The organism is Pseudomonas sp. GW821-FHT04D07 (assembly GCF_059420225.1).
Map to the genome: position 1 here is coordinate 135540 of NZ_JBWKTH010000013.1, position 20776 is coordinate 156315.

The following is a 20776-nucleotide window of genomic DNA, read 5'->3' on the forward strand; positions in this document are numbered from 1 at the left end:
TTACCCAGACCGAAAAACAACCCCAAGAGGTGTCGAATGCGTCTATTGAAATCCGCCGTTCCGCTAGCACTGGCCTTGCTGTTCAGCGCCACCGCACAAGCCGAGCCGACCGTCAGCGTCTACAACTGGACCGACTATATCGGTGACACCACCCTCGCCGACTTCCAGGGCAAGACCGGTATCAAGGTGATCTACGACGTCTTCGACTCCAACGAAACCCTGGAAGGCAAGTTGCTGGCCGGACGCACCGGCTACGACGTGGTGGTGCCTTCCAACCATTTTCTCGGCCGCCAGGTCAAAGCCGGGGCCTTTCTGAAACTGGATCGTTCGCAACTGCCGAACTGGAAGAACCTCGATCCCAAGCTGCTCAAGCTGCTGGAGAAAAACGACCCGGGCAATGAGCACTCGGTGCCGTACCTGTGGGGCACCAACGGCATCGGCTACAACGTCGACAAGGTCAAGCAGGTGCTGGGCATCGACCATATCGACTCCTGGGCAGTGCTGTTCGAACCGGAGAACCTGAAGAAGCTCACCCAGTGCGGTGTGTCGTTCATGGACTCGGCCGACGAAGTGTTCCCGGCGATCCTCAACTATATGGGCATGGACCCCCGCAGTTCGAAACCCGACGACTACAAGAAGGCTGAAGCCAAGCTGCTGACCCTGCGCCCCTATATCACCTACTTCCACTCTTCCAAGTACATCTCGGACCTGGCCAACGGCGACATCTGCGTGGCCTTTGGTTACTCGGGTGATGTGTTCCAAGCGGCCAACCGGGCCAAGGAAGCGAAGAACGGGGTGAACATCGCCTACTCGATTCCCAAGGAAGGCGGCAACCTGTGGTTCGACCTGCTGGCGATTCCCGCCGATGCGGCCAATGTGAAAGAAGCCCACGCCTTCATCAACGACCTGCTGGACCCGCCAGTGATTGCCAAGGTCAGCGCCACCGTCGGCTACGCCAACCCCAACCCGGCGGCCAAGCAGTACATGGACGAGGCGCTGGTGAACAACCCCGAGGTCTATCCGTCCCAGGAAGTCCTCGATAAGCTCTACATTTCCACCACACCGACACCTGAGATCATGCGCCTGATGACCCGCTCCTGGAGCAAAGTGAAGTCCAATAAATGAGTCAAGCCAGCCCAATGGAACATACCCGTTCCTACTATGCGGCGACTGCCGGTTCGCTGCCGGATCATCCCCGGCTCGAATCCCGGGTGAGTGCCGATGTGTGTGTGATCGGTGGCGGTTTTACCGGCGTCAACACTGCCATCGAACTGGCGCAGCGCGGGCTGTCGGTGGTGCTGCTCGAAGGCCGGCGGATCGGCTGGGGCGCCAGCGGGCGCAATGGCGGGCAACTGATTCGGGGCATCGGCCATGATGTCAGCGGTTTTGCCAAGTATGTCGGCGAAGAAGGTGTGCGTTACCTGGAGCGGGCCGGTATCGAGTCGGTCGAGGTGGTGGGCAATCGCATCCGCGAGCACGCCATCGATTGCGATCTGCGCTGGGGCTTCTGCGAACTGGCCAATACCCCGGCCCAGTTCGCGGCATTCCGCGCCGAGCAGGAGCATCTGGCGGAATTGGGCTATGCCCATGAAACCCGGATTGTCGCGCCTCAGGACATGGCCCAGGTGGTTGCCAGCACGGTGTATGCCGGCGGCCTGATCGACAACGGCTCGGGACATTTGCACCCGCTCAACCTGGTGCTCGGCGAAGCACGGCTGGCGCAGGCGCTGGGGGTACGGATCTTCGAACACAGCCCGGTGCTGGCGTTGATCCATGGCAGTACCGTGGAGGTACGCTGCGCCAGCGGTTCGGTACGCGCCAACAGCCTGGTGCTGGCCTGCAACGCGCACCTGGACGATCTGGAACCGCGCCTGAGCGGCAAGGTGCTGCCGGCCGGCAGCTACATCATCGCCACCGAGCCGCTGGCGGCCGAGGTGGCGGCCGAGTTGATTCCGCAGAACCGCTCGCTGTGCGACCAGAAAGTCGGGCTGGATTACTACCGGCTTTCTGCCGACAAGCGCCTGTTGTTCGGCGGTGCCTGCCATTACTCCGGACGCGACCCGGCGGATATCGGTGCCTATATGCGGCCGAAGATGCTCAAGGTGTTCCCGCAACTGGCGCAGGCGCGTATCGACTATCAATGGGGCGGCATGATCGGCATTACCGCCAATCGTTTCCCTCAGGTCGGGCGCCTGCAGCAGCATCCGAATGTGTTCTATGCCCAGGGCTATTCGGGGCATGGCGTCAACGTGACCCACTGGACCGCGCGGTTGTTGGCCGAGGCGATCCATGCCGGACAGAGCCAGGGCATGGATATCTTCAGCGCGGTGCCGCACATGACCTTCCCCGGGGGCAAGGCCTTGCGCTCTCCCCTGCTGGCGCTGGGAATGCTGTGGCATCGGTTGCGTGAGGTGCTGGGCTAAGCCGATGCCGAGTTTTGGGCACGACGACAGTCTTGTGCTGGAACATCTATCCCCTGTAGGAGCCAGCTTGCTGGCGATGAGGCCAGTCAGTCCTGCATCGACTATTCGGCCGCCATCGCCAGCAAGCTGGCTCCTACAAGGGGTTGCGCGTTGTGCCTGAAGGCTCAGGCCTTGGCCGCAATCACCATGATTTCCACCAACACCTCGGGCCGCGCCAGGTTGGCTTCGACCGTGGCCCGGGCCGGGGCGCCGCCCTCTGGCAACCACGCATCCCAGACCGCGTTCATCGCAGCAAAGTCGCGGTCGATATGCTTGAGCCAGATTTGCGCGCTGAGCAAGCGGGTCTTGTCGCTGCCGGCCAGGGCCAGTAGCCCGTCGATCTTCTCCAGCACCTGACGGGTCTGGGACTCGATATCGCCTTGCAGATCGCCCGGCACCTGGCCGGCGAGGTACAGCACATCAGCATGACTGACCACCCCGGACATCCGCGCATTGCTCTGGAATCGTTGAATCGTCATCGGTCTTTCTCCTTGGACAAATATCAGCCGGCGGCTTGTTCGACCAGCCGCACCAGGCGCCGCGCACTGCCAAAGGCCAGGGTCATGCCCAGCGCGCCATGCCCGGTGTTGAGGTACAGGTTACTGCCTGCGAGGCGTTCAAGCACAGGCCTGCCGGTGGGCGTCGCCGGCCGCCAACCGCTCCAGGGCTGACAATCCCCGGTGTTCCAACCGCCGCCGAACAGCGCCTCGGTCGAGGCTTGCAGCTGCTCGATCCGCGCCGCCGGAATCGACGCATCCATTCCGCACAACTCCACCATCCCTGCCACCCGCAGGCGGTCGCCGATGCGGGCGAACACGGTCTTGCGGCGCATATCGGTGATGCTCACCATCGGCGCCCGGGTGTGCTCGGTAATCGGCAAGGTAATGCTGTAGCCCTTGAGCGGATAGACCGGCAAACGGCTACCCAATTGCGCCAGCAAGCCGGTGCTGTAGGCGCCTGCCGCCAGCACCAGCGCCTCGCAATGCAGCACTTCGGCCCCGGAGTGGGCATGCTTCAGGTTCAGGGCAGTGATCCGCTCGCCACGCCGCTGGAAGCCTTCGACCTTGCGGTCGAATAACAACGGCACACCCTCGCTGGCCAGTAACCGGGCTATTTCACGACACAGCTTGAGACCGTCCACCGCGCATTCGCTGTCGGTATGAATCGCGCCGTGAAATGCCGACTGGTAACCGGCCAGCGCCGGCTCTATCGCCACCGCCTCGCGCGCGCTGAGCACCTGCTGCCGCGAGCCCAGGCCTGCCTGGAAACGTACCTGGCGCTGCGCCTTGTCCAGTCCTTCGGCATCCGGGTACAGCACCAGCTTGCCGGTGCGGGTGAAGTCACAGTCCAGACGCTGCTCCTGCATGAACTCGTCCAGGGCCTGGCGGCTCTCGGTTGCCAGCGTCAGCAACTCCACCGTGGTCTGGCGTGATACCGAGGTCCGGCAAGCGGCGAGAAACTCCATGCACCAGCGCCATTGTTCCGGGCTCCATTGCGGGGTGAAGCGCAAAGGCCCGCTGCGGTCGAGCAACAACTTCGGGATGCCCGGCAACAGCGACGGATCGGCCAGCGGCTGCACATAGCTGTAGCTCAACTGCGCGCCGTTGCCGCCGACGGCCCCCATGCCGGGGCCGGACGCCTGGTCGATGACCGTGACCCGATGCCCGGCCCGGTGCAGGAACCAGGCACTGCTCAGGCCGACGATGCCCGCGCCCACCACGCAAATCTCCATTACACCGCCTCCTTGTCCAGCACCCAACCACTCGGGCTCAGCCGGTGCCAATCGGTCTGCTGCTGATAGGCATGGCCAATGCGCAGGATCAGCGGCTCGGCGAACGCCTTGCCGACAATCTGCATCGACACCGGCATACCTTGACCGTCAAAGCCCACCGGCAGCGCCACCGAGCACAAGTTGAGCAGGTTGGCGAAACGCCCCAACAGGGCCAGTGGCGTGCCATATTCATCGACCTGATCCAGCGGCACACTGCCCACGGCATTGGTCGGGAACACACAGGCATCGACATTCAGCATCGCCTCCTGCATGGCCTTGCGCGCGGCGCGGCGCTGGTTGTGCAGATCGATATAAGCCGCCGAATCGATAGTCTTGCCGCTCAACACCCGGCGCTGGACATGGGGGTCGAAACGCAGATCGCTCTGTTCGAACAGCGCACCGAGACTGGCATACCCTTCGGCACTCATCAGTCCGCCGGCCACCCGCATGCACAGTTCCAGCGAGCGCGGCAGTGGCTGCTCCAGCAGATGCATGCCCAACGCGGCCAGTTGCTCCAGTCCACGATCGTAGGCCGCCAGGATATCGGGGGCAATGGCGCTGCGTTCGGCCTGCGGCAACACCCAGACTCTCAGCCCGGCCACCGCTTGATTGAGTCCCGCCGCGGCGCTGAACACCGGCGCCTGTGCCGAGACCGGATCCAGCGGATCGGGGCCGAGCAAGGCATCGAGCATCCAGGCCGCATCCTCGACCGTATGGGTGATCGGTCCCACGGAATCCAGCGACGGGCAGAGTTCGATCAAGCCATGACGGCTGATCAACCCACGGGTGGTCTTCAAACCCACCAGGCCGCACATGCCGGCGGGAATCCGCACCGAGCCGCCGGTATCGGTGCCCAGGGCCGCACTGGCCAGGCCGCTGGCCACCGCCACCGCCGAACCGCTGCTGGAACCGCCCGGCGCCCGATGGACCTCGCGATCCCAGGGATTCCAGGGCGTGCCCATCACCGCATTGGTGCCCCAACCGCCGAAGGCGAACTCCACCGTATGGGTTTTGCCGAGGATGATCGCCCCGGCCCGTTCGAGGCGCTGCACGGCGGTCGCCGTGAGCCGGGAGATCCGCGGACGCTGCGCCAGCGAGCCACCGGTGATGGCCTGCCCGGCGATTTCAAACAGATCCTTGATGGCCACCGGAATACCATGCAACGGCCCGAGGTCGACCCCGGCGGCACGCTGCTGGTCGGCCGCGATGGCCGCCCCCAGCGCACGTTGGGTGTACGCCTCGACATAGGCATTGAGCTGGCCGTTGAAGCGTTCGATACGGGCCAGTTGGCCGCGCACCAGGGCCTCGCTGGTCAGGCGGCCACTGCGCAGCGCCTGCTGCAACTGGCCGATACTGTGGAAAGTGCTGTGGTCCAGGGAATTCATCCAGTCAACCTCTCAGGCTTTTGCGGCCACGGGAAAAGCGCCTCTCAAGCACCCGCGACAGTAGGGAAAGCGGGAACGCGATCACGAAATAGAACAGGCCGACCAACAGGAAGATGTGCATCGGCAGAAAGCTCTCCGAGGCGATGGCCCGGGCAGCCAACATCAACTCATCGGTGGCGATCAGGGCGCACAGCGAGCTGTCCTTGAGGATCGACACATAGGCATTGAGCAGCGGTGGCAACATCCCGCGAATCGCCTGGGGCAGGATCACCGCGGTGAACGCCTGGAACGGTGTCAGGCCGACGGCAATCGCCGACTCGCGCTGCCCACGGTGCAAGGCATCCAGGCCGCCGCGCAGGATCTCGGCGATATAGGCACTGCCCTGCAAGCCCAGCCCGAGGATGCCGGCCGCGAAGCCGGACAAGGTCAAACCCAGGCTCGGCAGGGAGAAATACAGCGCCAGCAACAAAGCCAACAAAGGCAGCGCGCGCATGCCCTGGATGAAATACTGCGCCGAGCGCCGCAGCCAGGCAAAGGGGCTGCGCAAGGCCCAGGTCAACAAGCTGCCGAGCAGCGCCGCCAGGGCAAAACCGCCCAACGACAACTTCTCGGTGACCACACCACCTTGCAGCAGGCGCGCGGTCCAGTCGCTCCAGTACTCGGGGTATTGCGCAAAGAAGCTGATCATCGTGCGCTCCCCCAATGCCGTTCAAGACGAATAAAACCCAGGCCGATGGGCAGGATCATGGCCGCGTAGATACACATCACCGCGAAGTAGATCAGCGAGGTCTGGAAGGTCGAGGTCACCAGATTGCGCGCCAGGAACATGATTTCCGGCACGGCGATGGCCGAAGCGATGGAGGTGTCCTTGATCAACTGCGTGACGTAGTTGGCGAAGGCCGGCAACGAACGGCGCAGCGACTGGGGCAAGAGAATGTTGGCCAATATCTGCACACGGGTCAGCCCGACCGCCAGGCCGGCCTCGTATTGCCCGACATGCAGCGACTGCAGGCCGGCGCGAAAAATGTCGCAGAGCACGGCGCTGCCCACCAGGCTCAAGCCGACGATGGCCGCCAGCCACGCGGGCAGATTGATGCCCAGGTACGACAGGCCGAAGTAGATCAGGAACAAATGCGCCAGGGCCGGTACGTTGCGCATCCATTCGATAAAACAGGCAATGCCCGCCTGCACCAGTCGCGAACGGCTGAAGGTCAGCCACACCGCCAGCGCCAAGCCGCCGATACTGGCCAGGACCAGGGTGCAGAGGGCGATTTCCAGCGCCGTCAGGGCACCGCTCAACAGCAGGGGCAACAAGCCGAAAAAGGTCTGGAGGCTGCTCATTCAAGCCTGCTCCATGGCCATGCGCCCGAGGAAGCTGCGGGTGCGCTCGTGGCTGGGCGTGTCGATCACCTGCGCCGAAGGCCCCTGCTCGATGATATGGCCGCCGTCCATGAAGATCACCCGGTCGGCCACGTCGCGAGCAAAGCGGACTTCGTGGGTGACCATGATCATGGTCCGGCCCTCTTCGGCCAGCTCACGAATCACCGCCAGGACTTCACCCACCAGTTCGGGGTCAAGGGCCGAGGTTGGCTCATCGAACAGGATCACCTTGGGTTGCTGCGCCAGGGCCCGGGCAATGGCGACCCGCTGCTGCTGGCCGCCGGACAACTGCTCGGGATAGGCATCGGCCTTGTGCCGCAGATGGACCTTCTCCAACATGGCCTCGGCCAGTTCGTAAGCCTGCTTGCGCGGCATGCCACGGGCCTTGATCGAACCCAGCGCGACATTGTCGCGTACGTTCAAGTGCGGCCACAGGTAGAACAGTTGGAAGACCATGGCGATTTCCAGGCGTTGCGGGGCCATTTCCCGATCGCTGAGCAAACGCAGGCGCGCGCCGTCCCGAGCTTGCCCGATCAGTTCATCGCCGAGCCAGATTTCACCCCGGCTGGGTTTCTCCAGATAATTGATACAGCGCAGGCAGGTCGACTTGCCGGAGCCGCTGGGGCCGATCAGCGACAGGGTTTCCCCGGCCTTGAGCTCCAGGCTGATGCCCTTGAGCACCTCCAGGTCGCCATAACTCTTGTACAGATCACACACGCGCAACAGCGCAGGTTCTACCAGGTTGGACATCTTGCTCACCCGCTTTTTCTCGGTCTGGCGCAGGGTCGGCAACCTGACCCTGCGCACCACGCTTTATTATTGGCAGCCGGGCAGTTTCCAATCCGCCGGACGGTCGACGCTCAGGCGCAGGTCCTTGCCCTGGGGCATGAACCAGACATCTTGGGTCAGGCCGTAGCGAGCGCCGATCTTGCGCATCTCGCAGGTTTTCCAGAGCGCCTCGATCTGCGCGTTGACCGCCGCCAGCAGCTGCGGGTTGTCCTTGTTGAAACCGAACACCACCTGCCCCAGCCCGGTCAGCAGGGGGAAATCCGGGTCGTTGTCGGTGAAGGCATTGAAATGCAGGTGCCACTGGGCATTGCGCGAAATGGCGTACTGCATGACCGGTGGATCACCGATCACCGCGTCGATACGCCCGGCGAGCAGGTCGCGCACGGCGGCGTCCGAAGTGTCGTAGAGCGTCACTTGCAGCCCCGGGATCTTGCGCATTTCAGGAATAAAGGAGAAACCGGTGATGGTCCCGACCTTCTTGCCCTGCAGATCCTTGAGGGTTTTCCAGTCGGACTTGTCGGTCTGGGTGATGCCATTCTTGAAGTAGTGGATCGGATCACTCAGGGCCATGATTTTCGAGCGCTGCTCGGTCCAGCCCATGGTCCCGGCCATGACGTCGACGCGGCGGGCCTGCACCGAAGCAATGGTCCCCGACCACTCCATCAGCGCCGGCTTGACCTTCATCCCAAGTTTTTCGGAAATTTGTTGAAGGATTTCACCGTCATAGCCGACCATCTTGCTATCTTGATAACCAGTCCCCGGCATGTCACCGCTGAAAGCGATGGTCAGGCTGCCCGGCTCCACGGTGTCCAGCGCGAACGCCGGTACCGCGGCCAGCAGGGACAGTATCAAACCGGCGCAAAGACCGGTCATGCGTTGAATGTCAGGCTTGTTCATCGTGTGCACCTCGTTGGTTTTCTTCTTGAACGACAGGATGTTGGGCAGGCCTTCATCCTAGGGCCAAGGGCACCTGAATCAGTTGGATGCTTTGCACAAATGATTGAATATTTGCGACATCTGCATGAAACCGCAAACGAGGCCGGCGAACCCAGCCTGGTGGCGCGCCTCGACCGGCAAGCGGCACCCGCCCCGCACAAGCGTCGCGGAACGGCGGAACTGTCGGTGGGCATTGTGCTCTGGCCGCGTTTTCCGTTGCTTTCGTTGTCCGGGCTGACCGATGCCCTGCGTCACGCCGCCGACACCGGTGACCAGAGCCGGCCGATCCGCTGCGAATGGAAGGTGCTGGGCACGCCGGGGCAACGCGTGGCCTCCAGCGGCGGACTGGATGTGCCCATCGACAGCGAGATGGGCGACCCGCAACGCTTCGACTACATCGTGGTGATCGGCGGCCTGCTGGATTCGCTGGCCGATGTGCCGAAAAGTTACCCGGCGTTCCTGCACCAGGCCGCGGCGGCCGGCGTGCCCTTGATTGGCCTGTGCACCGGCAGCTTCGTGCTGGCCCGCCACGGGCTGATGGAGGGCCACACCGCCTGTGTGCATGCCTACCATGCCGATGACTGGAAACGCCTTTTTCCAACCCTGCGCTTTATCACCCACAACGACTTCCTCATCGACAAGGACCGCATCACCTGTGCCGGCGGCGTCTCGGTGATCGAGCTGGCGGTGCATCTGATCGGCATGCACTGCGGCCCGGACCGGGCCGGCAAGGTGGTGCATCAGATGACTGTAGCCAAGAGCGGCACCGGCAGCTTCCTCGACCGGCGCAAAGCCCTGGGCTATGCCAGCTCGTCCAACCGGCGCCTGCACGAGGCGGTGATGCTGATGGAAAAGCACATGGCCGAACCGCTGGAAATCGAGGCCATCGCCCATTGGGTCGGTACCAGCAAGCGCCAGCTGGAACGGCTGTTCATGGCGGAAACCGACACCAGCCCGGCGCAGTTCTATCGCCAGGTGCGGCTACGCTTCGGGCGCTGGCTGCTGGTCAGTTCGGATCGGCAGATCGGCGAAATCGCCTTCGAGTGCGGCTTTGCCGATGCGCCGCATTTCATCCGGCATTTCCAGAGCCTGTTCGGCCTGTCACCGGGCAAGTTGCGCAAGGAGTTGTTGAGGCACGCCGGGCCGTGACTGTCGTAGTGGCCGCTCAGCCCCGGATCACCCCAACCACCAGCGCAGCAGGAAAAAGAACGCCATGCTCAGCAACATGCTGAGCAAGGTGTTGCGGGTGTAGATCACCAGGCCGATGGCCACCAGTGAACTGAGCAGGTACGGATTGTCGTACTGCAGGTTCAACTGGTGATCGGGCATGAACACGATCGGCCCGCAGATCGCCGTGAGCATGCCCGGCACGGCAAAACCGAGGAACTGCCGGGCATTGCTGCTCAGGCGCACCGGCAGGCGCGGTTCGAGAAACACGTAACGGTTGAGGAACACCAGCAAGCCCATCCCGAAAATCACCGCCCAGACCATCATTCGCGCCCCCGATACAGCTTGTTGCAGAGAAACCCCGCCGTCATTCCCGCCAGCCCTGACAGCACCAGGGCCGAACCCAGCTGCCAGTAGCTGAACAGCACCGAACAGAACAACGACACCGCCACACAGACCACCGTCGGCACATTGCGCACCACCGGGGTGATCAAGGCAATAAAGGTCGCCGCGATGGAGAAATCCAGCCCCAGGTGCTCAAGGTCGGGAATGCTGCGGCCCAGCACAATCCCCGCCAGGGTGAACAGGTTCCAGGCGATATAGAACGTCAGCCCCACCCCCAGCGCATACCAGCGGTTGAACTGTTGCTTGTCGTGCTGGCTGGTCAAGGCGAACAGTTCGTCGGTCAGCAGAAAGCCCAAACCGACCCGCCAGCGGCCGGACAACGGGGAAATCACCGAACGCATGCTCATGCCGTACAACAGGTGCTGAGAGGTCAGCAGCGCGGTGGTGAGCAGGATCGAGAAAATCCCCGCGCCGCCCTTGAGCATGCCGATCGCCACCAGTTGCGCGGCCCCGGCAAACACGATGCTGGACAAGCCCTGGCCTTGCAGGGGCGTCAGGTTGGCCTCGATGGCCATGGAGCCGGCCAGCAATCCCCAGGGCGCGGTTGCCAGGGACAACGGCATGATGGCCGCAGCGCCGCGCAGGAAGGCGGCGCGAGGTAACAGATGATCGGACATAAGACTCGGGCACAAAGAAAAAGACGCTGACTTTGCCAGCCCGCCGCGCGCCTGTCTTGAACATTTGTGCACAACGTGACACTTGAGCAGCGCCTTGCATCAAGCGCCGCCCAGGTAGCCCGGACCGATCAGCGAATCGGTGGCACGCGCACCGGCCCTTGTCGGCATTGATTCCTGACGCCTTTGCCGCACTCGCCGAAGCCCAAGTCCTTGGTCAGGCACACACGCACCTCGGCCAGTTCCGGCCCGCTGCAACGCACCGTCACGCCGCCCTCGGGCAGCCCCGGATTGCTTTGGTGGAACAATTGGACGATCTGGTCGGCGGAGTATTCGCGCGGCGTCGTCGAAGGTTGCAGGGCTGGCGGAACCACCACCGCTCCAAGTGCCTTGTCGGCCGCGTTCAGGTAGCCCGAAGCGCCCAAGCCGCTGCAGGTACCGTGCTTGTTCCATTCGTGTTCCAGCAGCTTGCCCGAGGGAAACAGGCTGAGCCCCTGCTGCCGTTCCTGCGCCGTCAAGGGCGTCAGTGGCGGGCAGGATTGCGGCCAGCCGCCCTTGGCATACTGCGGCCACAAACCATGGAGCACAAAGCCATAACCCTTGCCGCTGCACTGTTGGGCGTTGGCATGGGTCAGACAGAAGGTCGGTGACCAGGACAAGGTCAGCAGGTAGTAATCGAAAACCCCCGCCACCGATTCCGTCTGCTGCCTCGGTTGCCGGGCTTCGCTGAGACCTGCATGGCCCATCGCCAGGACGATGAGTAATGCGACTACAGAAGATAATTTCATTGGTTTTCCTATTCCATCGGGCGCCATCATGGCGCTCAAAACATCGTAACCATAGATTCAGGTCAAGCCTTGGCTCTAACAAAAACTGTTAAACGCCATTACAAAACAGTAGTATTTGGGACTTTTTTCAGGCTTTATCGCGCCGCCCCGGCGCACGCCACACGTGACGTAGTCGCTCTAGGGAGCAGTGTTTCATGAGTATTCGCAACATCCGCAAGAAAGTCGTCTCCATCCTATGGACCCTGGCCGTACTCTTTCTGATCTACTGCTTCCCGAAAACCATCCTCGGTTTCCTGCTCCTGGTCGTGGTTTGCGGTGTCTATGACTTCCTGCGCAACGGCATCTACACCACCGAATTGGCGAAGAAGTATTTTATCGGCAATGGCCGCAACACCTGGGTGCTGTCGCCCTTCAACTCCCTGTTCGACCTGATCAGCAAGCCCAATCGCGGCATCTACAAAATGCAGGACCTGCCGGAAGACTGCCAGCGCGACCTGCAGCAGGTCATCGACAAGGCGATGAGCCACAAGGACGAGATCATCCAGTATCTCGATTCGCGGATGGCGGAAAACAAGCGCGGCATGCTGTTCTTCCAGTGGTACGGACGCAAGATCGACACCGAACTGGACATCTCGGAACTCCAGCAGAAGTTCCCCTACGTCAAGACCGTGGGCGTGTCGGTATTCAATGAAAACCGCTCGACGTCCTTCCACTTCGGCCCGCTGCGCATGATGTTCCGCGTGCTCTACAACATGGCCCCGGCGCCGCACCATGAAGGCGTCTACATCCAGTGCCGCCAGCAAAAGCACTACTGGCATGACGACCCGCTGTTCATTTTCGATGACACGCTGCTGCATGCGTCCTTCAACAAGAACGACGCCAAGCGTTACTGCCTGTTCATCGATATCGTCCGTCCGTCCTACGCCCCGCGCATTATCAGCGGCGCGATCGCGGCGTTCGCCAGCGCGGCGTTCACCCTGCGCCAGGGCTTCTACAAAAACTGGAAGGTCATCAAGTAACAACGGCTGGCGGTTGCGCCGCGCCTTCGACGCGGCGCGGCCAAACCCGGTAATCGCCTTGAGGCGCTGGATGACCCAGCCCCTCAGGCGCCCGCCTCAAGCCCGCAGGACGCGGGCGCTGATTCAGGCCTGGATCAGATTGACAATCGCCACGTCCGGGCTGACGTCGGCATCGTAATCCACACCTTCAACCCCGAAACCGAACAGACGCAGGAACTCGGCCTTGTAGCCGGCAAAATCCGTCAGTTCGTTGAGGTTTTCGGTGGTGACCGCATCCCACAGCTTCGCCACCTGCGCCTGGACTTCCGGCTGCAGTTCCTTGTAGTCGGCACGCAGGCGGCCGTCTTCGTCGAGGATAGGGGTTGGCGAGTACAGGCTGTCCTTGTACAGGCCATAGACCTGTTCGATGCAACCTTCGTGGGAGCCCTGCTCCTTCATCACCTTGAACAGCAACGACAGGTACAGCGGCATGATCGGGATTGCCGAACTGGCCTGGGTGACCACCGCCTTGAGCACCGAAACCCGCGCGTCGCCGCCTTTGGCCGCCAGGCGTTCACGAATCTTCAGGACCTTCTGGTCCAGATCCTTCTTGGCCGCGCCAATCGAACCGTTCCAGTAGATGTCGTGGGTCAGTTTTTCGCCCAGGTAGGTGAACGCGGTGGTTTTCGCGCCGTCAGCCAGTACACCGGCCTCGTCCAGGGCATCGATCCACAGCTGCCAGTCTTCGCCACCCATGACCTTGACGGTACCGTCGATCTCTTCCTGGGTCGCCTCGGCCAGCGTGGTGACGTTGACCTCTTCCTTGTCGGTGTTCAGGCCACGCTGGGTGACCGACTTGCCGATCGGCTTGAGCGTCGAGCTGTAGACTTCACCGGTTTTCGGGTCGGTACGGCGCGGCGCCGCCAGGCTGTAGACCACCAGGTCGATCTTGCCCATGTCGCGCTTGATGGCCTCGATGGTCAGGCGCTTGACTTCATCGGAGAAGGCATCGCCGTTGATGCTCTTGGCATACAGGCCTTTGGCTTCGGCAAACTTGTGGAACGCGGCGCTGTTGTACCAGCCGGCGGTGCCGAGCTTGCCTTCGTCGCCTTCACGCTCGAAAAACACACCGAGGGTATTGGCACCGCAACCGAAGGCCGCGGTAATGCGTGCCGCCAGGCCGTAACCGGTGGAAGCACCGAGCACCAGGACGTTCTTCGGTCCGTCGCTGACCGGGCCTTGCTGGGTGACGTAGTCAATCTGTTGCTTGACGTTGGCTTCGCAACCCACAGGGTGGGTGGTCACACAGATAAAGCCACGAACGCGTGGTTTGATGATCATAAGGTTCCCTTTTCTCATAGGCCGATATCGACACTGATGGTAAGCAGTGTCGCGGATTCTAGTCATAGACGTTCAAAAAGCCGAGGCGTCACTGCTTTTACAACACAGGCTTGCGCGGGGAAAGCAAAATCCCTTGCCTTGTATCGCCCAAACCTTGATTACCTGCCGTACGCACAACATTCTAGCGCCCATCTCCGCCAGTGAAGCCTGATCGACCATGAACACCACCAGCGCCGCCGAAACCGATAGTGATGTCTACAAGACCCTGCTCGAATCGACCAAGGCCATTCCCTGGCGGATCGACTGGCAAACCATGACGTTCAGCTACATCGGCCCGCAGATCGAGGCCCTGCTCGGTTGGACCCCGGACAGCTGGGTCGGGGTCGATGACTGGGTCGCCCGCATGCACCCGGATGACCGGGAATATGTGGTGAACTTCTGTGTGTCGCAGTCCAAGGCCGGCGTCGACCACGAGGCCGACTACCGGGCGCTGACCCGCGACGGCGAGTACGTCTGGATCCGCGATGTGGTGCATGTGGTGCGCAAGGACGGTGAAGTCGAAGCGCTGATCGGCTTTATGTTCGATATCAGCGAACGCAAGAAAACCGAAGAGCACCTGATCCGCCTGCAAAAGCAGTTGGAGGAATACTCGTTCCAGGACGGCCTGACCGGTATTGCCAATCGACGCATGTTCGACACCGTGCTCGCCCGGGAGTGGGAATATGCCCAGCGCAATCAACTGCCGCTGTCGCTGATCATCCTGGATATCGACTTTTTCAAGCAGTACAACGACCACTACGGGCATATCAAGGGTGACGAAGCCCTGCGCCAAGTGGCCCAGACCCTGTCCCAGGCGACCAATCGGCCACGGGACTTCATTGCCCGGATCGGTGGCGAGGAGTTCATCTGGCTACTGCCCGAAACACCAGCGGACAAGGCCCGGCAAGTGGCGGAGAAATGCCTGCAACTGGTTCGCCAACAGCAGATCGAACATGAGAAGTCAGCGGTTTCCGCGCTGCTGAGTCTCAGCCTCGGAGTCGGCACCATACGCCCCGCCGTCGATGAGCCGGCACTGGGTTTTGTCGAGAAAGTCGACGAACTGCTCTACCGAGTCAAGCGCAACGGCCGCATGGGCGCCGAGTACGCTAACTTCAGCGACTGATCAAACGGTGCGCTGGAGAGTGAAGTCGACGTTCCTTGAACGCCTGCCGGCGAACGAACGCGAAAGCGGGTTGCCGCGCCTCGCACGGCGCAACGACCACTACGTGCTGAACGAGGGCGTACCCGGGACGCCAACGCGAACTGAACACTGGCGACACGCCTACGGGTTTCGCGGCGCGTTAAAATCCTGCAAGCTGAACCCACTGGCACCGACCACCTGGGTGCCCGATTTAGCTATGCTAGGAACACGCGTGCGCGCGAAGCCTTTCTGGTGCAGCCGGCGCCTTAGCCGCCCGGCGACATCGCCTTGATGGAATAAAGCATGACCCAACGATCGGTAATCAACGCCTCGGTTAGCCCCAAGGGCAGCCTCGAAACCCTTTCCCAACGCGAAGTGCAGCAACTGAGCGAAGCCGGCTCCGGCAGCATCTACACGTTATTCCGCCAGTGCGCCCTGGCCATCCTCAACACCGGCGCCCATGTCGACAATGCCAAGACCATCCTCGAAGCCTACAAGGACTTCGAGATCCGTATCCACCAGCAGGATCGCGGTGTCCGCCTGGAACTGCTGAACGCCCCGGCCGACGCCTTCGTCGACGGCGAAATGATCGCCAGCACCCGCGAAATGCTCTTCAGTGCCCTGCGCGACATCGTCTACACCGAGAACGAACTGGAAAGCCAGCGTATCGACCTGGACAGTTCCCAGGGCATCACCGACTACGTCTTCCACCTGCTGCGCAACGCCCGCACCCTGCGCCCCGGCCTGGAACCGAAGATGGTGGTGTGCTGGGGCGGCCACTCGATCAGCACCGAGGAATACCAGTACACCAAGAAGGTCGGCCACGAACTGGGCTTGCGCAGCCTGGATGTCTGCACCGGTTGCGGTCCTGGCGTGATGAAGGGGCCGATGAAAGGCGCGACCATTTCCCACGCCAAGCAACGCATCACCACCGGCCGCTACCTGGGCCTGACCGAACCGGGGATCATCGCCGCCGAGGCGCCGAACCCGATTGTCAACGAACTGGTGATCATGCCCGACATCGAGAAACGCCTTGAAGCGTTCGTGCGCGTAGGCCACGGCATCATCATCTTCCCGGGCGGTGCCGGTACGGCCGAAGAGTTCCTCTACCTGCTCGGCATCCTGATGCACCCGGACAACCGCGAGCTGCCGTTCCCGGTGATCCTGACCGGTCCGCGCAGCGCGGAAGCCTACCTGCAGCAACTGAACGCCTTCGTGGTCGCGACCCTGGGTGAAGCGGCACAGAAACACTACGAAATCATCATCGACAACCCGGCCCAGGTGGCCCGGCAAATGGCCCATGGGTTGAAGGCGGTCAAACAGTTCCGTCGCGAACGCAATGACGCCTTCCACTTCAACTGGCTGCTGAAGATCGACGGCGGCTTCCAGCACCCGTTCGATCCGACTCACGCCAACATGGCGAGCCTCAACCTCAGCCGCAGCCTGCCTGCCCACGAACTGGCGGCCAACCTGCGCCGGGCCTTCTCGGGCATCGTCGCCGGCAACGTCAAGGACAAGGGCATTCGCCTGATCGAGGAACACGGCCCCTACGAGATCCATGGCGATGCGGCAGTGATGCGACCGTTGGACAAGCTGCTCAAGGCCTTCGTTGAGCAACACCGCATGAAACTCCCCGGTGGCGCGGCCTATGTGCCTTGCTATCGCGTGGTGAGCTAACCCCGCGACAACGATCTGTTTGTGCCTGCCGAACGGGCGCAAACAGATCGCCCTCCATCTGGCCGCCGCGCTGACCGCGACGCGCCAGAAGGTGCCCCTCAACGACCTGACCCGCCAGGCGCTGAGCGAGTATTTGCTGCAGCATGCCTGATTCAGGACGTTGCACGAACCTTATGCTGCAACGCCCCCAGGATCAGCGACTCGCCACCACGAACAGGCGCGGGAACGGCAACAGTACCGTGCCATCGGCCAGCGCCGGATAGGCCTCGCTGATCGCCGCCAGGTAACGTTGCAGGTAAGCCGCTTTTTCCACCTCGTCCAGCGGCGCCAGGTATGGCCGCAACGCGGAACCCTTGAACCACTCCACGACAGCCGCATGGCCACCGGCCAGCGGGTGGTGATAGGTGGTGCGCCAGACATCCACCGTCGTGCAGTGCGGGCGCAGCAGTTCATAGTAGAAAGTCGCGTCGTGCCGTGGCGGGTGTCGCACCGCACCGATCTTATCCGCCCACGGCCCGTCTGCCGCCACTTCCCGCGCCAGCCGGTGCGACGGTTCCTGCATATTGTCCGGGGTCTGTACCGCCAGGCTGCCCCCGGTGGACAGCTTGCTCACCAGATGGGGGTAGAGCATCGCGTGATCGGGTACCCATTGCAGCGAGGCATTGGCCAGGATCACATCGTAGGTCTGGTCCGGGTTCCAGGTGGCGATATCGGCGAGCTCGAAATTCAACCCGGGCAAGCGCGCCCGGGCGCTGACGAGCATGTCGTCGGAGCTGTCCATGCCGGTGACCCGTGCCTCGGGAAAACGCTGGGCCAGGACCTCGGTGGAGTTGCCCGGACCACACCCCAGGTCGACGGCGACACCTACGGTGCGAGTGGGGATGGCAGCCACCAGATCGCGGACGGGGCGGGTGCGTTCTTCTTCAAATGTTGAATACTGCTTGGCTGACCAGGTCATCAAGCGTCCTCTTGTCTATGGGAAGTGAGCACAAGCGTAGGTTTTGCACGCCATGATGACAAATGCTAACAATGACAAGCGGCCATACTGAAAGGTATTGAAATGCTTGAGCGGCGTCGATGGAAGTGACCGGTTGTTTCGTGCCGCTCACATCACCGCCATGGCCGATACACTGTTCGGCAATGATGAGAAAGCCAAGCGCTGGCTGTCCAAGCCCAAGGATCGCTTCTCGGAAAAAAGCCCCATGGCCATGCTTGAAATCCTCGTCCGCCTTGAGGTGGATCAGGAAGACTTTCCGGAAACCCAGCAACTGCTCAAGGTCGAGATCCACGGTGATGTCAGCATCGCCCCAGCCGCACCACTCAAGGCTGATTGGAGCGATGACCTGCGTCACACCAAGGGCCTGGGCGATGCGCTGGACCTCGGCGCAGAAGCGTAAGTGACATTTGCGCCAAACCGACCATTGACAAACCCGCCGCCAGCTTTTAAAAATAAGCGCTTATCCAGGGTGCAAACAAATATGTCCGCAACGCACAACCTCATTGCTGTCGCCGTTGGCTTGAATGCCAAGGCACCTGCATGCGTTGCGTTTGCCCCTAAATCGAAGAAACAGTCGCTCATGTGACCGGGGCGCGCTGTCCCGTCAGATGAGCTGACAGGACATTGAGCGCGACGACGGGTCACTCCTCCTCCTTGCCAACTTCCTTCTACGCTTCTGACGGTGACGACACGGTCAACCATCAGGAGAAAGTGCATGTCATCGTTTCAAGGTATCTGGGTTCCCATCGTCACGCCGTTCGCGGATCAGGCCATCGACTTCGTCGCCTTGCGGCGCCTGGTCGCGCATCTGCTGGACAGCGGCGTCGACGGCATCGTCGTCTGTGGCACCACCGGGGAAGCCGCGGCACTGGGCAAGCATGAACAGCTGGCGGTGCTGGATGCCGTGCTCGAACAGGTCCCGCCGCAACAGGTGGTGATGGGCCTGGCGGGCAACAACCTCAGCGAGTTGCTGCAATTCCAGAGCGAGATACTCAAGCGTCCGCTGGCCGGCCTGCTGATCCCGGCACCCTATTACATCCGCCCGTCCCAAGCCGGCCTGGAAGCGTTTTTCAAGACCGTCGCCGATGCTTCCAGCGTGCCAGTGATTGTCTACGACATTCCCTACCGCACCGGGGTGAGCTTCGAGCAGGCGACCCTGCTCAACATCGTCGCCCATGAGAATATCGTCGCCATCAAAGACTGCGGCGGCAACCTGGGCAACACCCTGGCGGTGCTGGCCAGCGGTAAGGTCGATGTGTTGTGCGGTGAGGACAATCAGATGTTCAACGCGCTGTGCCTCGGCGCAAGCGGGGCGATTGCGGCATCGGCGCATATCCATCCCGAGTTGTTCGTACGGTTGCACCGGCAGATCCAGGATCAGCAGCTCGCAGCCGCCAGGACCACGTTTTTCCAACTGACGCCACTGATCCAGGCTCTGTTCGTCGAGCCCAACCCCGGCCCGGTGAAAACCGCCCTCGCCCTTCAAGGACTGATTCGTGACGAACTGCGCGCACCGATGCAAACCAGCAGTAAAGCCACGACCCGGCGCCTGAACGACATCCTCGCGACGCTTGAGCACGAAGCCCGGTAGAAGCCGGACCAGCCACCCGAGTAGGATATCCGCACTTACGCCTGGATCAGAAAAGGAAGTCGAGATGTTCTACCGGATAGCGGCCGACGGGCTGGTGTCGTTTCACCTGTTGTTCATCCTGTTCGTGCTGTTTGGCGGGCTGCTGGTGCTCAAATGGCGCCGGTTGATCTGGCTGCACCTGCCTGCCGCGACCTGGGGTGTGATCGTCGAAGTCTTTCACCTGGAGTGCCCGCTGACCCGCTGGGAAAACCTCTTTCGCCAAGCCGCCGGACAAGGCGGTTATGGCGAAGGTTTTATCGAACACTACCTGATTCCACTGATCTACCCCGCCGGACTGACACCCACCCTACAGCTTGGCTTCGGGGCCCTGGTGCTGCTGCTCAACCTCACGGTTTACCTGCGTCTGTTCAAGACCCGACGCCTGAAAGCCGCACACTAGGCACCTTGCCGAGGGGCTGCGACGAAACAGCGCTATTGCCGTCTCTCGGATTGACCCTCTGACAAAACCACCATATAGTGTGCTCAAGATCAATAAAAACACTACATGATGTGCCGCCCCTCTCCTACGGCACCTTTCATCCCCTGGGCCGCCAGGGTTTTCCAATGCCTGCTTGTGTTGTGAATCCTGTTGAACGGGAGCCCTGAACACGTGTCTACCTGTCTGACGAAAAGGCAGTGAGCCAGGCCTACAAACACCCCTACAAGGAACATCCGATGCTCAGCTGGGACGAATTCGACAAGGAAGAAGGCGAGGTTGCCGTCAAGGGCGCCAACGCCGGCCACGCCACCGAAGCCAACATGGACCGCCTCGACAGCGCCGGTGGCGCCGCGGCCCAGGAGGCCCGTGCCGTGACCGCTTCCGACTCGGCCGCCATCGCCCGTGCCAAGGCGGCACTCGATGCCCTGGACGTCGCCGAAGGCCTGGCTGAACTCGAAGGTGCCTCGGCCCGTGTCGCGGTCGACGAAAAGCGCATGATCAACTGCCGCGCCGACCTCAACCAGCTCGTCCCCTTCAAGTACGACTGGGCCTGGCAGAAGTACCTCGACGGCTGCGCGAACCACTGGATGCCGCAAGAAGTCAACATGACCGCCGACATCGCCCTCTGGAAAGACCCGGAAGGCCTGACCGACGACGAGCGCCGCATCGTCATGCGCAACCTCGGCTTCTTCTCCACCGCCGACTCCCTGGTGGCGAACAACCTGGTGCTGGCCGTGTACCGCCTGATCACCAACCCCGAGTGCCGCCAGTACATCCTGCGCCAGGCCTTCGAAGAGGCGATCCACACCCACGCCTA

General features: G+C 62.1%; 21 protein-coding genes and 2 pseudogenes. 11 read left to right on the forward strand and 12 right to left on the reverse strand.

Going from position 1 to position 20776, the window contains the following annotated elements; translation table 11 throughout:
- Window positions 1–36 precede the first annotated feature (36 nt).
- Together AC07T0_RS17325 and AC07T0_RS17330 are read left to right on the forward strand one after the other, a co-directional pair.
- Window positions 37–1125 (forward strand): polyamine ABC transporter substrate-binding protein, encoded by a 1089-nt coding sequence (locus tag AC07T0_RS17325; protein ID WP_495002354.1) that lies wholly within the window; start codon window positions 37–39, stop codon window positions 1123–1125.
- Window positions 1122–2423: an NAD(P)/FAD-dependent oxidoreductase gene (locus AC07T0_RS17330; RefSeq protein ID WP_495002355.1), complete on the forward strand. Its 1302-nt coding sequence runs from the start codon at window positions 1122–1124 to the stop codon at window positions 2421–2423. The genes AC07T0_RS17325 and AC07T0_RS17330 overlap by 4 nt, the downstream gene beginning before the upstream one ends.
- A gap of 164 nt (window positions 2424–2587) precedes the next feature.
- Here the strand turns inward: AC07T0_RS17330 and AC07T0_RS17335 are convergent, their stop codons facing one another.
- The 7 genes from AC07T0_RS17335 to AC07T0_RS17365 form a co-directional block, all read right to left on the reverse strand.
- Entirely contained in the window at window positions 2588–2941 is a 354-nt protein-coding gene (locus tag AC07T0_RS17335; protein WP_495002356.1) for a RidA family protein, read from the reverse strand.
- A 23-nt stretch (window positions 2942–2964) separates the two neighbouring features.
- Window positions 2965–4194 (reverse strand): D-amino acid dehydrogenase, encoded by a 1230-nt coding sequence (locus tag AC07T0_RS17340; protein ID WP_495002357.1) that lies wholly within the window; start codon window positions 4192–4194, stop codon window positions 2965–2967.
- Window positions 4194–5618, reverse strand: coding sequence for an amidase (locus tag AC07T0_RS17345; RefSeq protein WP_495002358.1), 1425 nt, complete (start codon window positions 5616–5618; stop codon window positions 4194–4196). The genes AC07T0_RS17340 and AC07T0_RS17345 overlap by 1 nt, the downstream gene beginning before the upstream one ends.
- A gap of 4 nt (window positions 5619–5622) precedes the next feature.
- Window positions 5623–6306, reverse strand: coding sequence for an amino acid ABC transporter permease (locus AC07T0_RS17350; protein ID WP_495002359.1), 684 nt, complete (start codon window positions 6304–6306; stop codon window positions 5623–5625).
- The gene (locus AC07T0_RS17355; RefSeq protein WP_495002360.1) at window positions 6303–6959 is read right to left on the reverse strand and encodes an amino acid ABC transporter permease; all 657 of its coding nucleotides are present in this window, start codon (window positions 6957–6959) and stop codon (window positions 6303–6305) included. The genes AC07T0_RS17350 and AC07T0_RS17355 overlap by 4 nt, the downstream gene beginning before the upstream one ends.
- On the reverse strand, window positions 6960–7748 hold the full coding sequence (locus tag AC07T0_RS17360; RefSeq protein WP_495002361.1) for an amino acid ABC transporter ATP-binding protein: 789 nt from the start codon (window positions 7746–7748) through the stop codon (window positions 6960–6962).
- Window positions 7749–7814: 66 nt separating this feature from the next.
- Window positions 7815–8684, reverse strand: a complete 870-nt coding sequence (locus tag AC07T0_RS17365; RefSeq protein WP_495002362.1) for an ABC transporter substrate-binding protein — start codon at window positions 8682–8684, stop codon at window positions 7815–7817.
- A gap of 99 nt (window positions 8685–8783) precedes the next feature.
- Here AC07T0_RS17365 and AC07T0_RS17370 point away from each other — a divergent pair, with 99 nt between their 5' ends.
- The gene (locus tag AC07T0_RS17370; RefSeq protein WP_495002363.1) at window positions 8784–9872 is read left to right on the forward strand and encodes a GlxA family transcriptional regulator; all 1089 of its coding nucleotides are present in this window, start codon (window positions 8784–8786) and stop codon (window positions 9870–9872) included.
- A 27-nt stretch (window positions 9873–9899) separates the two neighbouring features.
- Here AC07T0_RS17370 and AC07T0_RS17375 read toward each other — a convergent pair whose 3' ends face one another.
- The 3 genes from AC07T0_RS17375 to AC07T0_RS17385 all read right to left on the reverse strand — a co-directional run bounded on the left by AC07T0_RS17375 (window position 9900) and on the right by AC07T0_RS17385 (window position 11697).
- The gene (locus AC07T0_RS17375; RefSeq protein WP_495002380.1) at window positions 9900–10214 is read right to left on the reverse strand and encodes an AzlD domain-containing protein; all 315 of its coding nucleotides are present in this window, start codon (window positions 10212–10214) and stop codon (window positions 9900–9902) included.
- A complete protein-coding gene (locus tag AC07T0_RS17380) occupies window positions 10214–10912 on the reverse strand; it encodes an AzlC family ABC transporter permease (protein ID WP_495002364.1) in 699 nt (232 codons plus the stop codon). Before AC07T0_RS17380 ends, AC07T0_RS17375 begins: the two co-directional genes overlap by 1 nt.
- 128 nt (window positions 10913–11040) lie before the next feature.
- Window positions 11041–11697, reverse strand: a complete 657-nt coding sequence (locus AC07T0_RS17385) for a ribonuclease T2 family protein (RefSeq protein WP_495002365.1) — start codon at window positions 11695–11697, stop codon at window positions 11041–11043.
- 194 nt (window positions 11698–11891) lie between these two features.
- Here AC07T0_RS17385 and AC07T0_RS17390 point away from each other — a divergent pair, with 194 nt between their 5' ends.
- The gene (locus AC07T0_RS17390) at window positions 11892–12716 is read left to right on the forward strand and encodes an aspartyl/asparaginyl beta-hydroxylase domain-containing protein (RefSeq protein WP_495002366.1); all 825 of its coding nucleotides are present in this window, start codon (window positions 11892–11894) and stop codon (window positions 12714–12716) included.
- Between the two features lie 123 nt (window positions 12717–12839).
- On the opposite strand, the gene fabV is transcribed toward AC07T0_RS17390, so the two are convergent.
- A complete protein-coding gene (gene fabV, locus AC07T0_RS17395) occupies window positions 12840–14036 on the reverse strand; it encodes an enoyl-ACP reductase FabV (protein WP_495002367.1) in 1197 nt (398 codons plus the stop codon).
- Window positions 14037–14253: 217 nt separating this feature from the next.
- Here fabV and AC07T0_RS17400 point away from each other — a divergent pair, with 217 nt between their 5' ends.
- The 3 genes and pseudogenes from AC07T0_RS17400 to AC07T0_RS17410 form a co-directional block, all read left to right on the forward strand.
- Window positions 14254–15198, forward strand: a complete 945-nt coding sequence (locus AC07T0_RS17400; protein ID WP_495002368.1) for a sensor domain-containing diguanylate cyclase — start codon at window positions 14254–14256, stop codon at window positions 15196–15198.
- A 321-nt stretch (window positions 15199–15519) separates the two neighbouring features.
- Window positions 15520–16893, forward strand: coding sequence for a nucleotide 5'-monophosphate nucleosidase PpnN (ppnN, locus tag AC07T0_RS17405; protein WP_495002369.1), 1374 nt, complete (start codon window positions 15520–15522; stop codon window positions 16891–16893).
- Between the two features lie 52 nt (window positions 16894–16945).
- Window positions 16946–17044: pseudogene (locus AC07T0_RS17410) on the forward strand (type II toxin-antitoxin system HicB family antitoxin); the annotation flags it as partial.
- Between the two features lie 42 nt (window positions 17045–17086).
- Here the strand turns inward: AC07T0_RS17410 and tam are convergent.
- Window positions 17087–17851 (reverse strand): trans-aconitate 2-methyltransferase, encoded by a 765-nt coding sequence (gene tam / locus AC07T0_RS17415; RefSeq protein WP_495002370.1) that lies wholly within the window; start codon window positions 17849–17851, stop codon window positions 17087–17089.
- A 115-nt stretch (window positions 17852–17966) separates the two neighbouring features.
- On the opposite strand from tam, the pseudogene AC07T0_RS17420 reads away from it, so the two are divergent.
- The 4 genes and pseudogenes from AC07T0_RS17420 to AC07T0_RS17435 all read left to right on the forward strand — a co-directional run.
- A pseudogene (locus tag AC07T0_RS17420) lies at window positions 17967–18107 on the forward strand (antitoxin Xre/MbcA/ParS toxin-binding domain-containing protein); the annotation flags it as partial.
- 498 nt (window positions 18108–18605) lie between these two features.
- The gene (gene dapA, locus AC07T0_RS17425) at window positions 18606–19481 is read left to right on the forward strand and encodes a 4-hydroxy-tetrahydrodipicolinate synthase (protein WP_495002371.1); all 876 of its coding nucleotides are present in this window, start codon (window positions 18606–18608) and stop codon (window positions 19479–19481) included.
- A 64-nt stretch (window positions 19482–19545) separates the two neighbouring features.
- Complete coding sequence (locus AC07T0_RS17430) at window positions 19546–19920, forward strand: DUF2784 domain-containing protein (RefSeq protein ID WP_495002372.1); 375 nt, start codon at window positions 19546–19548, stop codon at window positions 19918–19920.
- A gap of 275 nt (window positions 19921–20195) precedes the next feature.
- Window positions 20196–20776, forward strand: a 581-nt coding sequence (locus tag AC07T0_RS17435; RefSeq protein WP_495002381.1) for a ribonucleotide-diphosphate reductase subunit beta, incomplete at its 3' end; no start/stop codon positions are given.

Excerpts from the sequence above, each read along its gene's own strand:
- AC07T0_RS17340 (WP_495002357.1), bottom strand. The coding sequence starts at position 4,194 with ATGGAGATTTGCGTGGTGGGCGCGGGCATCGTCGGCCTGAGCAGTGCC.
- AC07T0_RS17330 (WP_495002355.1), top strand. The coding sequence starts at position 1,122 with ATGAGTCAAGCCAGCCCAATGGAACATACCCGTTCCTACTATGCGGCG.
- AC07T0_RS17345 (WP_495002358.1), bottom strand. The coding sequence starts at position 5,618 with ATGAATTCCCTGGACCACAGCACTTTCCACAGTATCGGCCAGTTGCAG.
- AC07T0_RS17385 (WP_495002365.1), bottom strand. The coding sequence starts at position 11,697 with ATGAAATTATCTTCTGTAGTCGCATTACTCATCGTCCTGGCGATGGGC.
- fabV (WP_495002367.1), bottom strand. The coding sequence starts at position 14,036 with ATGATCATCAAACCACGCGTTCGTGGCTTTATCTGTGTGACCACCCAC.
- AC07T0_RS17400 (WP_495002368.1), top strand. The coding sequence starts at position 14,254 with ATGAACACCACCAGCGCCGCCGAAACCGATAGTGATGTCTACAAGACC.
- AC07T0_RS17390 (WP_495002366.1), top strand. The coding sequence starts at position 11,892 with ATGAGTATTCGCAACATCCGCAAGAAAGTCGTCTCCATCCTATGGACC.
- AC07T0_RS17355 (WP_495002360.1), bottom strand. The coding sequence starts at position 6,959 with ATGAGCAGCCTCCAGACCTTTTTCGGCTTGTTGCCCCTGCTGTTGAGC.
- tam (WP_495002370.1), bottom strand. The coding sequence starts at position 17,851 with ATGACCTGGTCAGCCAAGCAGTATTCAACATTTGAAGAAGAACGCACC.
- dapA (WP_495002371.1), top strand. The coding sequence starts at position 18,606 with ATGTCATCGTTTCAAGGTATCTGGGTTCCCATCGTCACGCCGTTCGCG.
- AC07T0_RS17380 (WP_495002364.1), bottom strand. The coding sequence starts at position 10,912 with ATGTCCGATCATCTGTTACCTCGCGCCGCCTTCCTGCGCGGCGCTGCG.
- AC07T0_RS17430 (WP_495002372.1), top strand. The coding sequence starts at position 19,546 with ATGTTCTACCGGATAGCGGCCGACGGGCTGGTGTCGTTTCACCTGTTG.
- AC07T0_RS17370 (WP_495002363.1), top strand. The coding sequence starts at position 8,784 with ATGATTGAATATTTGCGACATCTGCATGAAACCGCAAACGAGGCCGGC.
- AC07T0_RS17335 (WP_495002356.1), bottom strand. The coding sequence starts at position 2,941 with ATGACGATTCAACGATTCCAGAGCAATGCGCGGATGTCCGGGGTGGTC.
- AC07T0_RS17350 (WP_495002359.1), bottom strand. The coding sequence starts at position 6,306 with ATGATCAGCTTCTTTGCGCAATACCCCGAGTACTGGAGCGACTGGACC.
- AC07T0_RS17325 (WP_495002354.1), top strand. The coding sequence starts at position 37 with ATGCGTCTATTGAAATCCGCCGTTCCGCTAGCACTGGCCTTGCTGTTC.
- ppnN (WP_495002369.1), top strand. The coding sequence starts at position 15,520 with ATGACCCAACGATCGGTAATCAACGCCTCGGTTAGCCCCAAGGGCAGC.
- AC07T0_RS17375 (WP_495002380.1), bottom strand. The coding sequence starts at position 10,214 with ATGGTCTGGGCGGTGATTTTCGGGATGGGCTTGCTGGTGTTCCTCAAC.
- AC07T0_RS17360 (WP_495002361.1), bottom strand. The coding sequence starts at position 7,748 with ATGTCCAACCTGGTAGAACCTGCGCTGTTGCGCGTGTGTGATCTGTAC.
- AC07T0_RS17365 (WP_495002362.1), bottom strand. The coding sequence starts at position 8,684 with ATGAACAAGCCTGACATTCAACGCATGACCGGTCTTTGCGCCGGTTTG.